The sequence below is a fragment of the Paenibacillus sp. KACC 21273 genome, from assembly GCF_028736095.1.
GTDB lineage: Bacteria > Bacillota > Bacilli > Paenibacillales > Paenibacillaceae > Saccharibacillus > Saccharibacillus kyungheensis.
In genome coordinates, this window is the sequence record NZ_CP117876.1 from 3,799,834 (window position 1) to 3,815,629 (window position 15,796).

16 protein-coding genes are annotated in these 15,796 nt (G+C 38.9%); 3 read left to right on the forward strand and 13 right to left on the reverse strand.

What is annotated here, in order from left to right; translation table 11 throughout:
- Window positions 1-80: 80 nt before the first annotated feature.
- The 12 genes from PQ460_RS16665 to PQ460_RS16720 all read right to left on the reverse strand — a co-directional run bounded on the left by PQ460_RS16665 (window position 81) and on the right by PQ460_RS16720 (window position 12,467).
- Window positions 81-1,511 (reverse strand): ATP-binding protein, encoded by a 1,431-nt coding sequence (locus PQ460_RS16665; protein ID WP_274170504.1) that lies wholly within the window; start codon window positions 1,509-1,511, stop codon window positions 81-83.
- A 30-nt stretch (window positions 1,512-1,541) separates the two neighbouring features.
- Entirely contained in the window at window positions 1,542-2,354 is an 813-nt protein-coding gene (locus tag PQ460_RS16670; RefSeq protein WP_273615497.1) for an ABC transporter permease, read from the reverse strand.
- Window positions 2,355-2,358: 4 nt separating this feature from the next.
- Window positions 2,359-3,165, reverse strand: coding sequence for an ABC transporter permease (locus tag PQ460_RS16675; protein WP_273615496.1), 807 nt, complete (start codon window positions 3,163-3,165; stop codon window positions 2,359-2,361).
- The gene (locus PQ460_RS16680) at window positions 3,155-4,147 is read right to left on the reverse strand and encodes an ABC transporter ATP-binding protein (RefSeq protein ID WP_274172951.1); all 993 of its coding nucleotides are present in this window, start codon (window positions 4,145-4,147) and stop codon (window positions 3,155-3,157) included. The genes PQ460_RS16675 and PQ460_RS16680 overlap by 11 nt, the downstream gene beginning before the upstream one ends.
- A 30-nt stretch (window positions 4,148-4,177) precedes the next feature.
- Window positions 4,178-5,194 carry a BtrH N-terminal domain-containing protein gene (locus PQ460_RS16685; protein WP_273615495.1) on the reverse strand — a complete coding sequence of 339 codons (1,017 nt, stop codon included), beginning with the start codon at window positions 5,192-5,194 and terminating at the stop codon, window positions 4,178-4,180.
- Window positions 5,187-5,432 (reverse strand): acyl carrier protein, encoded by a 246-nt coding sequence (locus tag PQ460_RS16690; RefSeq protein ID WP_204824870.1) that lies wholly within the window; start codon window positions 5,430-5,432, stop codon window positions 5,187-5,189. Before PQ460_RS16690 ends, PQ460_RS16685 begins: the two co-directional genes overlap by 8 nt.
- Before the next feature lie 40 nt (window positions 5,433-5,472).
- Window positions 5,473-6,831: a preATP grasp domain-containing protein gene (locus PQ460_RS16695; protein ID WP_273615494.1), complete on the reverse strand. Its 1,359-nt coding sequence runs from the start codon at window positions 6,829-6,831 to the stop codon at window positions 5,473-5,475.
- A gap of 15 nt (window positions 6,832-6,846) precedes the next feature.
- Entirely contained in the window at window positions 6,847-8,049 is a 1,203-nt protein-coding gene (locus PQ460_RS16700) for a radical SAM/SPASM domain-containing protein (protein ID WP_204824872.1), read from the reverse strand.
- A 216-nt stretch (window positions 8,050-8,265) separates the two neighbouring features.
- A complete protein-coding gene (locus PQ460_RS16705) occupies window positions 8,266-8,559 on the reverse strand; it encodes an acyl carrier protein (protein WP_204824873.1) in 294 nt (97 codons plus the stop codon).
- A 385-nt stretch (window positions 8,560-8,944) separates the two neighbouring features.
- The gene (locus tag PQ460_RS16710; protein ID WP_274170505.1) at window positions 8,945-10,480 is read right to left on the reverse strand and encodes a methyl-accepting chemotaxis protein; all 1,536 of its coding nucleotides are present in this window, start codon (window positions 10,478-10,480) and stop codon (window positions 8,945-8,947) included.
- A 188-nt stretch (window positions 10,481-10,668) separates the two neighbouring features.
- Window positions 10,669-12,108: an amidase gene (locus tag PQ460_RS16715; protein ID WP_274170506.1), complete on the reverse strand. Its 1,440-nt coding sequence runs from the start codon at window positions 12,106-12,108 to the stop codon at window positions 10,669-10,671.
- A 167-nt stretch (window positions 12,109-12,275) separates the two neighbouring features.
- Window positions 12,276-12,467 carry a hypothetical protein gene (locus tag PQ460_RS16720; protein ID WP_273615491.1) on the reverse strand — a complete coding sequence of 64 codons (192 nt, stop codon included), beginning with the start codon at window positions 12,465-12,467 and terminating at the stop codon, window positions 12,276-12,278.
- A gap of 194 nt (window positions 12,468-12,661) precedes the next feature.
- Between PQ460_RS16720 and PQ460_RS16725 the strand changes: the two genes are divergently transcribed.
- The 3 genes from PQ460_RS16725 (at window position 12,662) to hepT (ending at window position 14,010) form a co-directional block, all read left to right on the forward strand.
- A complete protein-coding gene (locus PQ460_RS16725; protein ID WP_273615490.1) occupies window positions 12,662-13,102 on the forward strand; it encodes a GNAT family N-acetyltransferase in 441 nt (146 codons plus the stop codon).
- Window positions 13,103-13,195: 93 nt separating this feature from the next.
- Window positions 13,196-13,609, forward strand: coding sequence for a type VII toxin-antitoxin system MntA family adenylyltransferase antitoxin (gene mntA, locus PQ460_RS16730; protein ID WP_274170507.1), 414 nt, complete (start codon window positions 13,196-13,198; stop codon window positions 13,607-13,609).
- Window positions 13,606-14,010 carry a type VII toxin-antitoxin system HepT family RNase toxin gene (hepT, locus tag PQ460_RS16735; protein WP_274170508.1) on the forward strand — a complete coding sequence of 135 codons (405 nt, stop codon included), beginning with the start codon at window positions 13,606-13,608 and terminating at the stop codon, window positions 14,008-14,010. Before mntA ends, hepT begins: the two co-directional genes overlap by 4 nt.
- Window positions 14,011-14,083: 73 nt before the next feature.
- Here hepT and PQ460_RS16740 read toward each other — a convergent pair whose 3' ends face one another.
- Complete coding sequence (locus PQ460_RS16740) at window positions 14,084-15,688, reverse strand: glycoside hydrolase family 32 protein (protein WP_274170509.1); 1,605 nt, start codon at window positions 15,686-15,688, stop codon at window positions 14,084-14,086.
- Window positions 15,689-15,796: the final 108 nt, after the last annotated feature.

Consider the following 15,796-nt stretch of genomic DNA (forward strand, 5'->3'; position numbering starts at 1 on the left):
GGATGGTGAAGAAAAGAACTATATGTTGAGTGATAAAAATGAATAGAAATGAATATTAAAGTAGAACATTCGCTATTTGATTAATTTAATATGCTAAATTGGTTTGTTTCTAATAGTTGTTCAAATCGAGTCAATAGTTGTTGCTTGATATAGTCATGAGTAGCTACAACCGAAAGGTAGATTCTGCCTTTGTGCTTTTTGTTGTCATTGCGGAAGCGGTGATTCACATGTAAAGCGGCTGATGTTAATGGGATAATACCCTGTTGGCGATTCGGCAGATAGAGCAGATTCTCTTGTTCTAAAAGATGTAGCAATTGCTCATGCGAGACTTCGCCTGTATGGGACACATTATAGTTGGTCATATTACCTACCAGTCCATACGTACGCAGATATTGATCCATCTGGTGCTTGATTAAGCTCATTGATTTGCGAGCGTTAATCTCTACCATTGGCTCAAGACTACCATCTTGCAACACCATAGAATCAATACAGACATGTCCAAAGTAACCATCTTGATACAACTGCTTACCGATCTGCTCCATCAAAGCAAAATAACCTTCTTGTTCCAGTCGCACCATAAAAGCAGGATCAGGAGAAAGTGACTCACGATAAGCAAATTGAGAGTTAGCTAACCATTGAACAGATAACATTTCGATATTTCCTTGTGGATCAATATAGAATTGGCAGGAGAAATCACGTTCTTTTTGCAGATACTTTTCGATTAGAAATTGAACTTTTTTCCCTTTTTCCTCTTGTTTATGCAGACCATGACCAATCCGTACAAGAAGTTCAGGAGAATCGATCAGCATATTACCTTTGCCTGATACACCGTAATTGTCTTTGATTAAAAAAGACCCTTTTTTCAGCCATTCACTTCCTTTTTCAACCAGTTCTTCACTGCTTTCTACAAGTACCCCTACACCGCTCAAGTTGAGCTTTTGTTTCATTTGAGCAGAGTAGTGTTTGGTATTGACCTTTTTGACGACTTCCAGATCAGGAGCATGATAACCGATCCCAAATCGTTGATTCATCTCTTCGATATGAGGAATCCATGCAAATGGAGATAAAGTCATCGTAGATAATGGAAATGGAGCGGTTAGCTGTTCATCTTGTTCTTGCATCCACTGGAAAACAGACACAGGACGTGCAGACATCCCTGCTTGTTTGCCTGCACTCAAGCGATTGATTCCTGCCATCGTCTGATCTTGCCCTGCTAGAATATGATCTTTGATTTTGGCGGCATCCATTTCCAAATCTTGCGTATTTCCATATACGCTAAATCCCAATTGCTGAATATATTGACGCTGTGCTGGCTCGATTGCATAACGGGTAAATAGCAGATCTCCTGGATGGCAAAAAGTAAATAACAGTTCATCCATCGCCGTAACTATTTTCTCTGCTTCTTTATCAGGTAAAGCTGGCAAAGTAGCTAGATCATCTTCACGCCAGTACAATTCGGCTTCAAAAGCACCCATGTGTAGCAATGGCTGGTTACCAACACGTTCACTCATATGTATATTCCTCCTTTAGTTAGTAGCTCATTATTGACTGGCACTGGAATAATGACGCAAAGCATAACTCCAGATCACACGAATAATAATTAACAACCAGACCGGCGCAAGCAATGCCCACCAGATCATACCTGGATTCAAAGCACCCATCACAAACATAGGTGGAAAATTGCAAATTACGAACACAGGCAATAAAAAGGTTCCCAAACGCTGAATAATACGATTATAGACAGCCATCGGGACATAATTCGTTTCAAAAACGCTATTGGACATATCGGTGACTCCTGTCGTCTGTACTGTCCAAAATGCAAGCAATTGAGGCAATAAAAATACCGAATAAGCAATCAACACTCCGATAGCGATAAAAAAGATAAATCCACCCACATGGTAAAAGTCTACCGGTAAGCCCATTCGACTCCAGCCAATCGCAACCATGATAGCGCCACCAACCACATTTGGAATCGTATATCCTAATTCAAATTGGCGTAAAGTCACTGCAAATTGCAACGAGATTGGCTTGGTAATCAACACATCCAGTGAACCGGTACGTACTTTATCCGGTAACTGTGTGAAATTAGTAAAAAACAATCCGCTATACAATCCACTCATAATCGTAAATACACCTACATATAACAAAATCGCATCCGGCGACCAGCCATTAATATCGGTTCCTACCTGATAAGGCAGAATCGCATATAATAGCTTGATCAGTAGATACGCAGTCTCAATCAGAAAAGCTGTAATAAAATTAGTGCGGTATTCCATTTGCGACATCACAGAGAATTTCATAAATCGTCCATAAATACGTGAATATCGCTTTGCTTCTTTCCAGATCATTTGCATATCATTATCCTCCCACCGCTACATAACGGCGCACTCCTGAACTCCATACCCACCTAGCTACTAGCAAAATAACAACGATCCATAACCACTGCATACCAATCCCTGTTACCGCTTCTGTTGGAGTTAATTTGCCTGTAATCATATTGACAGGAAAAAAGACAATATAGGAAAAAGGCAACATGCCTAATAATTTGGCGATAGTCTCTCCGAAAATCGTTAACGGAAATACACTGCCACTAGCAATATAAATAATCAACGATAACGTATAAAATAATCCGGTAGATTCTGTCAGCCAGAAAGCAATACCACTAAGTGCATAATAGATGACAAAATTCAGTAACAGAGCGCCGGGTAATGCAATCAGATAACGTAGCGCACTATCCCAACCGACAGGAACATGTAGACCGATCCGCAACCAGATCAATACGACCGCTGCAAATACAATAACAAGAATAGACTGAACAGCTTTGGCTCCAAGAAATTTCAAAATGCGATATGCAAAATAATTTAATGGCTGTACCAAAAATTTACCTAATCCGCCTTCTTTGATATCGCCAGCGATCTCGTATTCAAATCCGGCTGCGACTAATTTGCCTGTGACTGCCGCCATAATGATATAGATCAGCATTTCTTGAAACGTATATCCTACTATCGTTCCCTGACCGGAGGATTGAAAAATCGCTAACCATAAAAAAAACTGGGTCATCATTGGTACAAAAAAGCTCACCAGTTGAATCCAATAATTAGTCCGGTATTCCATTTCATTCTGGATCCCCATATGTAAAATTTTGCGATACACTTTATTGGGCATGGGGCAATCCACCTTTTTCGTACAGAATCGCAATCCCTTCTTCTAAAGGAATATCTTCTATCGTAAAATCGATCACTGGTAAATGATCCAGTATTTCTTTGGATTTGCGTAATACATCGTGTTTGCTTAATTCAAATACGACTTCCAATTCAGAGCGAGAACGGATTTTGCCATATCCATTTAAAGATAGTTCCGATACTGGGGCTGACAGTTGGATTTTGAGCAATTTCCAGGAACCGATCACATCATTTACACTTTTGAGATCACCATCGTAGACCAGTTGTCCATGATTGATAATCATCGTTCTTGAACACAAATCTTCAATATCACGCATGTAATGGCTGGTTAGCAAAATCGTTGTATTGTACGTCTGATTGTATGTTTTGAAAAACTGTCTAATTTTACTTTGAGAAATAATATCAAGTCCGATAGTCGGCTCATCAAGCAAAATGACTTTCGGGCGATGAAGTAGCGAAGCAATCAATTCCATCTTCATCCGTTCGCCTAGAGACAGACGGCGTACTTGTACATGTAACTGTTCACTTACACCGAGCAATTCTACCAGTTCATCCAGTGTGCGCTTATATTCAGTATCGTCCAGATCGTAGATTAATTTGTTGAGTTCAAATGAATCGCTTGCAGGCAAATCCCACCACAATTGATTTTTTTGACCCATCACAATCGAGAACTGACGTTTAAATTCTTTTTTACGTTCCCACGGAGTATATCCAAGTACAGAAGCTTCTCCATCACTAGGATGTAGAATACCGGATAACATTTTGAGCGTTGTTGTTTTTCCTGCTCCATTGGGTCCAAGAAAGCCTACAATCTCGCCTTCGTTAATATCAAAGCTCAGATCGATCACTGCTTCTTTATGCAGCTTTTCCCGTTTAAATAAATTGGAAAATGATTTGCGTAAGCCGGGTTCTTTTTTGTAATATTCAAATGTTTTGGACAGTTGATTTAATGTGATAGCAGACAGATGACACGACCTCCTTCATGTTGCCTATTCCTATAGACGGACCTGATGTACCGTCATTCTCATGCGTTCTAATACCGCTTTTAATTCTGCTAATAAACGCAGACTATGTTGAATATATTCTGGTAATTTATCACGATTAACACGTAGACCTATTTTGTACAATTGAAGCAGATGTCTTTTCCATGTTTGTCTGAGTTCATACAGATCTGATCGCAATAGATCTGTATAATGCTCACCGCCCATCAATCCTTCATACCGACTAATGAATTGCTCGGTATATTGTAATAAATGCATCAAGCTCTCTATCCGTAACTGGTAATATAACGTATCGCAACTGGCTCGAAATTGTTCATCATCCATATCTAACAAACGATCCAGATCACAGAACAAAACAGCATAGGCAGACCAACTTTCTTGCAAAAATTGCTCTAAATGAAGATCACACGCTTGAATGACTTTTTTTACACTCAATTCTTCTGCTGGATTGCCATTAAGATACGCGTATTCTGATATGCCTTCCAACAATAAAGTGAGATTGGTTTTGCCACTATAACTAAGCACATGCCCTGACTCTTCTAACAAAAAATGATCAGATACATACGCTTCATCTTGCTTCATATCTAACCCGTATAATTGGATCACATGCCCTTTACTCGGGTTATTTTGATACACCGGATGGAAATTCAGACAATGACTTTGTAAATGTAAAAGAATACTTTTTCCATTTTCCAAAGCATTAGACCAATCCTGTAAAATCAAAAAATCGTTTCGCTTTGAAAGCGAAGGATCGATAGTGACATGTTTTACTTCAACCTGTGTATTGGTTGACCATTGAGATAACAAATCCGCCATCGGACGTAGACCAAATGAATCGAAATTCCCTTTGTACGAGATCGACAACCCGTTGCAAAGAAAATACAAATCAGCTTCATCGGTATATACACCTTGACGCAGTAGCAAAGCGTGCAGGCTAGCATAAAAGCAATGCTGTCCTGGCGCTCCTACTGTTTCAGGCAAAACTTGTTTGGCAAGTGACCTTTTAAACATATTGGGCTAATATATTTTCAATTCGGCGTAACGTCGATAATTCTTCCAATAGTAGATTATCATCGTCGATCATGATATTTAGATGGTTTTCCAACTCTACAATTAATTCGACTGCCGATAATGAATTAAGACCGTATTCTCGTAGATCATCGTCTGGCTGTAGATTTTCCAGATCGCCTGGAGCCATTTTTAAAACTTGAGCAAGCAATGGTACAACCTGTTGTTCACTTACTTCCATCGTTGTGCCTCCTTTTAACATATCGTTGACGATCACTTGGTTATAATTCTGCAATAATGTGTTCTAATTGTTCTTCCAGTCGCTGCGCTTCCTTTTGAGTATCTGCAATTACAATCGCAAAAATCCGATTGTTGTACCCGCTGGTGGTTTTACTGGCTGATAATGTACCTGCCGTATAAATCCATACACCAAATGGATGCAAAGACGTATACAACAGATCATGCTCTTCCAACGTCTGACAAAGGGCTTGATAAGTTAAGCGCTCTTTCGTAATATGCCGGAAATAACGAGAACGAAATATTCTAAGTCCAAACACTTGCGGTAATAATGAAATATACGTGGATAACGTAAAACGCCCGTTAATTTCGATAACAGGAATCAACTCACCACTTTCATCAATAAAAGCATCTATCGAAGCGATCCCGCGATACTGCTTTTCATACAAATAGTGCCCTAATTCCATCGCATATTGACGGGATTGTTGCCGAATCGTTTCGCTTACACCTGAAGGCATATACGACCCAATATAGACAGTGCCATCCACAATCTGACGTTTGAGTGAAAAGACTTCTACATCTCCATCAGGATGAATATAAATCTGGTAATTCAGATCCATTTGCTTTTTGTGCCAGCGTTCCACCAACCATGCTTGATCTGGATTATTTTGCTTGCGTGCAAAACGGCTCATTACGCTCAGCGTTGCATCAAGCTTTTGCGTACCCTGTAATAAATACAAGCCTTTGCCAGAAGCGCCATAAGGTTCTTTAATAATAATTTGCGCTTCTGCATCAGCTGTACCTATCGCCAAACACTCACGTCTAATCTCTTCCACCGTCGCACATACGGTTCCGCTACTGACAGGGAATCCTAATTCAATCGCTGCTTGGCGACTGAATATTTTGTCATTGACTAATTTACAGATATCCGAAGGCGCTCCGATATACGGAATCTCACAAGTACGCGCAATTTCTTCTTCCCACTGTGTAACAGCATAAGGAACCAGATACGTTTCTTCATAAGCTGCACGCCCTTGCATACCGTATAACTGCAATCGTTCTAACAGCGCTTCATCTTGCAAAATTAATTGCGATATCGATACAAAAGGATCATCACTTTCCCCTTCAGGAATCTCGATTCGAGGTAACTCAAAACCCAGATTTTCCAACATATCTAGATAATCCGGGTCTGGTTGTTTACGCAAAATCATAATATCCTGCTTACGACAGAGTAAAAGATTCATCTCTTCTATTCGATTGACTACTTCTTGTTCCTGGGGATCACTCACTCCTTTGCTGATATTATGCCAGACCGATTCAGCGCCAATATTAAAAATCCATACTAAGCGACCTTTATCACGCCGATCGGTCAAAGCATCCATTAAAGATAGCTGCTGTCTCATAAACTCCCTCCGCTCTTAAATATAGTCGAGCGAATTGACTGTACCTGCACCATGTAGATACAATACACTGCACTTCGAGCACGCAGGCGTTAGCCCTTCTTTATTAATAATATGTCTTACATTTTCATATTCTTCAGAATCCCAGATTTCTTTCAAGCTTTTCTCTTTCAAGTTCCCTACGGTAAACTCGGAAAAGAATTTACAAGGCATAACACTACCATCCGGTACAATATCTGTACGTGATGTTAACGCTAGACAGTGATTAGAACAACGACTTGTCATTTCATCACCATGAATAAATTTATCAATTTCATCGTAATCTAGACCTGGTTGATAACGAACACGGATTTTCCAGATACGGTCATTGATCTTATGCAAGTCTTCCATCAATGCATCCATACGATCTGGATTGATTTTATATTTAAATGCATGCCAGCTACTGATATGACGCTCATCCAACTGACGCAACCACTGGAATTTTTCTGAGAAATACGTATCCATTTTGAGCGATGTTTCCCGTGAAATATACCAAGGGAAGCACAGCATCACTAGATCTAACTTTTTCGATTCGAAAAATTCTAGCAATTCAGTCATACGTCCAATCATATTGTCATTAATAACTGCATGAACAGAAATTCTGCCTTTGTATAATCCTTGATCACGTAATTCAACTAGGCGATCAATTTGTGCCATTGTTTTTTGAAATGTGCCTTTACCACGAATCAGGTTATGCTCATATTCAAATCCTTCAACAGCAATAAGTAACTCTAAATTTTCAGAGAGATCCAAAATAGGTTCCAAAAATTTGTCGATCAGCAATCCATTAGTACAGATCGTCATCTCACGACGATCGTTTTGAATATATTCTAATATTTGTCCAAATTGACGGTGGAACATCGGTTCTCCGCCCCATAGATACAAGCGAGATTTAGCTTCTTTGGTATCATCCAACAGTTGTTTGAAAATAGCCGGATCCAGATCCATATTCTGTTCCGCTTTATCCATTTGATGATGATATCCATCTTCATTCCATTGGAAACAGTGTGTACACCGTAGATTACAACGGTTGGTTAATTTAATTCCTAGAGATTGAGGGATAGGCGTTTTGTATGTCGGATCTTTAATCTGATTACGGTAAGAGACAGTTGCATTACGAACAGTTCGTTTGATCAGTTGGAATTCTTTGCGGTCAATGGTTACTTCGCTTCTTGGTTGCAAAAAAAACACCTCTTCCTTTGAATTCAATGTTCAAAGCATACTTGAATCTGATGACGCATAGCATCATAAGCCCGATAAGTGTCAGAAAAAGTGATTTTGTACACAATTTGTACATCAATATGTGTTAGCTGTATTCGATAAAATCGGTTTGGAATAAGTACCTAAGCGTGTAATTATGGTTAATAAGTGTTAGCGCTTTAATTTTTATATAAGCGCTTATAACGTGTTGACCTTTTCTTCAGTCAGATTGTCTTGACCTGTCTCATGACTTACAAAATTGCAGAACGCTTGTATAGAGCCCAAATGCTCCATATCAAACTCTTCAAAATCAATTTCGACATTAAAGTCATCTTCTACACGTAAAATAAAATGAATCAATTGGATTGAATCCAGTCCGGCATCGTGAATAATATCAGAATCGCGGTCTAGACGTGTCAAACAGGAAGGGTCTTGTTTTACCTCACTAATCATAGTAATAATTTGCTCTACAGAAACCGGGGATTGCTGCATTCTAATTCCTCCTTCTAGATATAGATGTATCGAGTGGCGAGAATCAGGTAAAGCACAATTACAGATGAAGAATATAATGAACTAAAAATGGTGCTGTACAGCCGATAATCCCATGCACCAATTAATGGAATTATATGCATATATATTCATCTATATTCCAGAAATAGTCAATCCTTATAATAAGAAACTGGTCAAAAGACCCAACGTGCATAATTACCACTAAAAAAAACACTACTCGTATGTGAAAACCACATGAGTAGTGTTTGTTCAATCGTTTTACAACACTTTTTGATCTTTGTTTTACAGAAAGCAAGTAGATACCCTTGTAATTATTTTGTCGAAATCATGCATGAATCTGAATACATTTTGTCCGTTTATTGACAAATTAAGAAGCTTTTCCAGACACAATTTCGTCACTTTCTACTAGAGCATTATTTTGATCCAATGAATGATTTAATATATCGATCAATTGTTTTAACTCATCAATACTGTTTGCGATACTGCTTACTCGTGTGGATTGTTCTTGTAAGCTTGAAGTCATTTGTTCAATAGAAGCACTCGATTGTTCTGTAACGGCAGAGATCGTGCCTGTTTCTAATACAGAATGGCGAATACCTTCGATCAATTCTTTGATCATACCACCGATTTCTACCGAGCGATCTGATACTGTATTAGCTTCTGTCATGATATCTCCAAAAGATGATTCTGTCTGTTCGGCAGAGAGCTGAATCACATCAATCGCTTCTTTGCCTTGCTGAATACGACCGGATACTACTTCTGTCTGATCATGAATACGATGCAAAATATCGGTAATCAAGACGGTCGATTGTTGTGCTTCACTAGCTAGATCACGAATTTCAGTAGCGATAACAGCAAAACCTCGGCCATGTTCTCCAGCGCGTGAAGCTTCGATTCCTGCGTTAAATGACAGCATATTAGTTTGACGAGCTATATTTTCGATAGCTTGAGAAACGGAAGAAATTTCTTGTGCATAATTACGTAAAGTATCCATTGCAGCATGTGTGTTATCAATCGTCTGACCTACTTCATGCACACCTTCACGTAGACGGATCACCTGCTCATTGCCTGAACGTGTTAAGGAAGCGGTTCGTTCAGCAAGCTCTGTCATATGATTAGCAGTATTACCAATATTGCGAATAAATGTTTCTGAATTTTGCATCGATGTATTAATTTCGCCAATACTACTTGCTTGGGAATCAATACCTTTAGCAATTTCATTAAACCCTGTATTTAATTCTTTACCTATACGATCGGTATCTTCTGCATTACGTTGTAATTGTCCACCAAACTCAGTCAATTCTTGTGCAGAACGTTCTACTTCTTGAAGTAAATTATCAATTTGCGTTTTTTGTTGATGCAAGTTGCTCATCATTTTCTGACCCAAAATACAAATCGATACACCAGCAGATCCAACCATGATTGTTACGACTACCAGTACAATAATATCCAATACAGAGATCGTTGTAACGATAGGATCAAATAGTAGCAAGACTGCTTCTAAAACAACAGCATAGATGGTCGCTACAATACTTACACGCATATTCAAGTAAACGACAGAAAGCGTCACATAGATTAGAAAAGCAGACCATGAAGCTTGAGAAGGAAGTACCCAGATCACTGTCGTACAAGCGATAAATGATAATGGTGTTAATAGATATTTACCTATAGATAAATGATTGGTCTTTTTGAAAATAAAGAAAGCAGCTGGTACCAAAATACATACACAAACGATTAAATATAACCATGCATACAAATCGACCAGATGAAGAAAATACATTGCTCCATAAATAGGAATACAACTGGTTAAAATAATAGCCAATGTATATAGCAAAAGCTTAGAAGCTAATCTTTCATAAGGTGTTGCTTTTGTTTTGTCATTTTGTGTTAATACGCTGTTCATAAGCGCCTCCTTCGATGTGTTGAATCTTCATTAGTGAAATAGTTCTATTTTACTATTTCGTCAAAATTCAGCAAAAAGTTTACAGTTAATTTACTAAATTTTTTAGTTATTTTTTTGCATAAATAATCACGTAAAAAAGCAGTAACTCTGAAATCAGAATTACTGCCTTTTTCTTCTATATGAACAGCTTATAACATTGGACTTCTGCGTGCAGGTACTGTTTTTTCAAAAGCATAAGCGATTCGGATCAAGTCAGGTTCTTTGTACGCTGTACTCATAAAGCTGATTCCGAAAGGCATACCGTCTCTACGATATCCTGCGGGTACAATAATCGCTGGATAACCCCCTACTGCTGGTGCATCGGTATGCCAGGATGGCGTAAAGATGGCATCCAACTGATGTTCTTGAAGCAGACGGTCGATTCCTTCTTCACGCGCCTGACGCCAGTTGTTAAGACGTGCTTGAATGTATTTGGCTTCTGTTAATGTACCTGATGTTTCATACTGGGCTTTGATTAAAATCTCCTGACCATATTTAAGAGCGTCTTGATGATGAAGATGATTATAATCAATCATATCTTGCAGTGTACGAATTCTGGAATGTGCTCCTAAAGTGGATAGATAACTATTTAGAGCAGACTTGAATTCGTATAATAATACTGTCATGTCTTCTGATACAATTTCTGGAAGATCGGTATGTTCTATAATCACTGCTCCAGCATGATACATCGCTTCTATGGAAGCTTCGATAATTGACTTTTCTTCGTCACTACATTGCTGTTCAAATGCCCGGTTAATGCCTATTCTTGCTCCACGTAGTCCTTCTGGATCAAGATAAGCGGTATAATCAAGCGCAGGTGTTGGTGAAATTTGTGTCGATACATCTTGTTCATCTTTGCCTGTTAATGCACTTAACAAAATGGCTGCATCTTCTACATTTCTTGCCATCGGCCCGGCTGTATCTTGCGTATACGTAATCGGTACAATTCCTGTGCGGCTAATTAACCCCAGCGTAGGCTTGATACCTACCAGACTGTTTTTACCTGACGGATTCAGAATCGAACCTGATGTCTCTGTACCTACAGCGACTGCACATAGATTGGCTGCTACAGCCGCTCCCGAGCCTGCGCTTGAACCGCCTACATCTAATCGTCCGGGGCCATACGGGTTAAGAGTCTGCCCTCCGCGAGCACTATATCCATTTTGCATATTAAAAGCCATAAAGTTCGCCATTTCAGTTAGATTGGTTTTGCCTAAAATAACCGCTCCAGCGTTGCGTAATTGCTTCACTAAAAAAGCATCTTCCGGTGCAAATGAATCTGCTAATGCCAGCGATCCTGCACTGGTATGCATATGATCACCTGTATTAATATTGTCTTTGATCAATACAGGTATGCCATGCAGTTCACTACGAATATGTCCTTGAGCTCGCTCTTGATCCATTTGAGTAGCCATATAGATAGCATCTGGATTCAGTTCTATTACAGATCGCAACATCGGCCCATCCTGATCTATTTCTGCTATACGCTGCATATATAAAGAGGTTAACGATACAGAAGTCTGTTCTCCTGCCTCCATCCATTGTTGCAGATCTCGAATACGTGCCTCTTGTAAAGGAAAATCGATCATATCTGTGCCCCTTTCAACTTTGCTTACAATCTTCTATCGATTCTATAATTGATTGGTCTGTTGTGCAAATGTTAACCTGTATCTATGTATCATTATAATGTACAAAAAAAGAACCTGACATGTAGATTCAGATTCTTTTGCTCAATGGTATCGTAATCCGTTATCTATTAGCTTAACCATACACCTATCCCTACAACAGCAGCCAGTATACCCACGCCAATCAACAAATTCGTAGCTTCATATAGAAAAGAATACCCTTTGTGTTCTCTGCTTTCTCGTTCTTTATGTTTGAATTGAGCGGCTCTTTGTGTATTTTCATCAAGTGGACGGTCTCCTAGATTAGTAAACATCTCATTCATCTTATTCAACTCCTTCATCTTTTCAATATTTTAACAGACTTTGGTGGATGCTGTAAAATGGGGCGGTTTACATTTATCATCATTTCGTTAAAATATAAAGACAGTCTATTACTTCTTTATCTATACATATTTATTATAGAAGTAATAACAGAAAGCATCACTATAGAATACGAAGTAAAGGATGGAGCCTACAGATGGAACTACTGATTAAGCAAGTCGAAAATGAATATGAATTGGATCATTGCCTGTTTGTTCGCAAAGCCGTATTTGTGAATGAACAGGGTGTACCTTTGGACGAAGAATACGATGAGTGGGATAATGCAAGTACAACTATTCCGCATATTATTGTATATGATGGTGAGACACCTGTGGCGACTTCACGTCTGCGTGTTGTTGAAGGAGTAGCCAAGTTAGAGCGTATCTGTGTATTACAAGAATATCGTAAGTATGGTGTTGGCAAAATGCTTGTTGACCATATGGAACAATTAGCAAGAGAACAAGGGCTAACTCAAGCCAAATTACATGGTCAGACACAAGCAGCAGCTTTTTATGAGCGCTTAGGATATGTACAATCTTCTGATGTATTTTTAGAATCCGATATTCCTCATGTCTTGTTCACCAAATCATTATCATAATAGGTGATTACCCCTATACATGAAATAGTCTGTAATTATACATGATCTACTGACTATAAAATAAAACTTTACACAATCAAGGAGTTGTTGCACTTGTCTATATTATCGTTGTCTCAACAGCAACAACTCCTTATTGTGGAAGAGTTGCGTAGCCGATGCGATGCTCATACAATTATTATTTTTGGTTCGGTTGCCAAAGGTACGATGCGACCTGAAAGTGATATCGATATTGCTTATTTATCTTCTATACGCAGATCGACATACCAACGATTTCGAATTGGACAACAAGTAGCCGACTTATTAGAGCGAGATGTAGATTTGATTGATTTTCAAGAAGCAAGCACTGTATTTCAGATTCAAATCGCTACTACAGGAATTGTATTATATGAAGAAAATCCTTTGCTAAGGCAACTCTCCTATATGCAGGCTTTTCGCGAGTATGTACAATTGAATGATAAGCGACAATATCTACTAGATCACTTTATAGAGAAAAGAGGCACGCTATGAATCAAGATATTTTACTTAACAAAACGGCTACGATTCGTCGCTGTGTTGCCCGTATTCATGAAGAATATGCCGGCGAAGAAGATAATTTATTCAACTATACCAAGCAAGATTCGATTATTTTAAATCTTCAACGGGCTTGCGAAGCTTGTCTTGATCTGGCGATACATATCATTTCTGAACGTAATCTTGGAGTACCACAGAGCAGTCGAGATGTGTTTGATCTGCTTTTTCGCAATGGAATATTGGATAAAGAACTGAACCAAAGTATCAAAGCCATGGTCGGTTTTCGGAATATAGCTATTCATGATTATCAAGGCGTACAGGTAGAAATTATTCAAGGCATTATAGAAGAACAATTGGACGATTTCGAAAAGTTTATTGCTGCGATTAGCGCTTCATGAATCAAAGATACTGTTATCAAAAAAACCGAACACTTTTGATTGAATAAAGATTCAAAAGGTTCGGCTTAATTGATTATGAATTAAATTGTTTTAAGACTACATTTTCAAAAATGGCTTTGCCACCTTCTGCAAATAGACTGATTCCTTGATCTTCTTTGTTCGGGAAAATCAGACTCGAATATGCCACTGTACCATCATCTACAAACACTTCGATACTATTTTTGTCCACTAACACTTTCAAATGAACTTTTTTCTTATCGGTATTAAATGCCGCCTGACTTTCCAGACTTTTTCCATTGGTATCAGGATGTCCGGTGTATGCTCGGTTCACATACGTATACTTGCCTTCTACGAACACTCCTACATCCACATGACGGCTTTTGTCCGCCGACTCTCGTAGACGTAATCCTACATTTTTCAAGTCAGACCATGAAATATCAGCATCTAACTGATAAGAAGCTCCGCTCATAGGGAGTGCTTCCGTGCCTTCAACTTCTATCCGTGGAACGGTCTGCGTAGATGCAGGAATCTGGCTGATTGCTCCGATCGGTTGCGAAGATAGATCATAGGATTGACCATTGAATCGAAGTCGTATTTTACGAACAATCGAATCCATGCCATTAAATCCTTCTTTCATCGTCGGTGTATTGTTCACATAATCCCAATTGTTCATCCAGCCAAAAGCATAACGTTGTTCATACGGATTAGAAGCTCCAGCAATCTCAAATGTTACTGCCGCATACCAATCAAATCCATGATCCAACCATTTCGGTTCTTTGCGGTCAGCTATAAATTTCTTGCCATTAAAGCTTCCTGTCCAGTAAGCATACGTATTTGGATTACCTGCTCCGCGACCATTAGCGCTCGCACCCAGCACCCATTTATAAGCTCCATTGGCGGCTTGCATGAGGTACAGATCAGGACATTCCAGTATCCCTACATTGTCTGTAAGAAATCCACTGGTATACGTCCAATGCTTCAAATTAGTCGATGTGTAAAAGCCTATTTTGTTTCCTTCTGCCATTAACATAATCCAATGTTTGGAACGAGCATCCCATGTTATTTTGGGATCGCGAAAATCCGCAGTTCCGGGATTGGATAAAATAGGTTTTTTTCCATAAGGCGTAAAGGTATTACCTCCATTTTTGCTATACCATAGATACTGTTCTTGTGCTCCACCATTAGCTGAAGGTTGCGTTACGATAGCGATAAAAGCATTTTTACCAAATCCAGCAGTATTGTTCGTATCGACAACGACAGAACCTGACCATGGATCACCATTTTTATTTGTATATTTAGGAATGGCTACTCCATGATCTTGCCAGTGAATCAGATCGGTAGAAGTAGCATGACGCCATTCGGTGCCATTGCCATTCGGATAATCTTTGTTATAGAGATAATAGTAGTGATACTTTCCTTTAAAATAAATAGGACGTTGCGGATCGTTTTTCCATTTGTCCGGTACTGTAAAATGATAATCAGGACGTTCGCTACTAACAGATGTTGCATTTGTATTAGAAGCGCTATAGTTAGGAAGATTGTTCTGAGTACTCTGAGTACTTCCTTTTGCACTAGTCTGTGTAAAAAAGTAGAGTAAGGCACCCAATATAATACATCCGAACACACTGAGAACAACAAGTGTCCGGCGATATTTCGATGCGTGGTTGCTGTTGTTCAAGTGAGCACCTCCATATATTAGTGTTTCCTTTTTGTGACTGCATTTTAATCTACAGATAAAAGCAATAAAGGAAAAGAAAATGCCGCTCTTTGACGGACATTTTCTTTT

Bases quoted from the DNA above. Each gene is read 5' to 3' on its own strand.
- PQ460_RS16665 (WP_274170504.1), bottom strand. From the start codon at position 1,511: ATGAGTGAACGTGTTGGTAACCAGCCATTGCTACACATGGGTGCTTTT.
- PQ460_RS16670 (WP_273615497.1), bottom strand. From the start codon at position 2,354: ATGCAAATGATCTGGAAAGAAGCAAAGCGATATTCACGTATTTATGGA.
- PQ460_RS16675 (WP_273615496.1), bottom strand. From the start codon at position 3,165: ATGCCCAATAAAGTGTATCGCAAAATTTTACATATGGGGATCCAGAAT.
- PQ460_RS16685 (WP_273615495.1), bottom strand. From the start codon at position 5,194: ATGTTTAAAAGGTCACTTGCCAAACAAGTTTTGCCTGAAACAGTAGGA.
- PQ460_RS16690 (WP_204824870.1), bottom strand. From the start codon at position 5,432: ATGGAAGTAAGTGAACAACAGGTTGTACCATTGCTTGCTCAAGTTTTA.
- PQ460_RS16695 (WP_273615494.1), bottom strand. From the start codon at position 6,831: ATGAGACAGCAGCTATCTTTAATGGATGCTTTGACCGATCGGCGTGAT.
- PQ460_RS16705 (WP_204824873.1), bottom strand. From the start codon at position 8,559: ATGCAGCAATCCCCGGTTTCTGTAGAGCAAATTATTACTATGATTAGT.
- PQ460_RS16710 (WP_274170505.1), bottom strand. From the start codon at position 10,480: ATGAACAGCGTATTAACACAAAATGACAAAACAAAAGCAACACCTTAT.
- PQ460_RS16715 (WP_274170506.1), bottom strand. From the start codon at position 12,108: ATGATCGATTTTCCTTTACAAGAGGCACGTATTCGAGATCTGCAACAA.
- PQ460_RS16720 (WP_273615491.1), bottom strand. From the start codon at position 12,467: ATGAATGAGATGTTTACTAATCTAGGAGACCGTCCACTTGATGAAAAT.
- PQ460_RS16725 (WP_273615490.1), top strand. From the start codon at position 12,662: ATGGAACTACTGATTAAGCAAGTCGAAAATGAATATGAATTGGATCAT.
- hepT (WP_274170508.1), top strand. From the start codon at position 13,606: ATGAATCAAGATATTTTACTTAACAAAACGGCTACGATTCGTCGCTGT.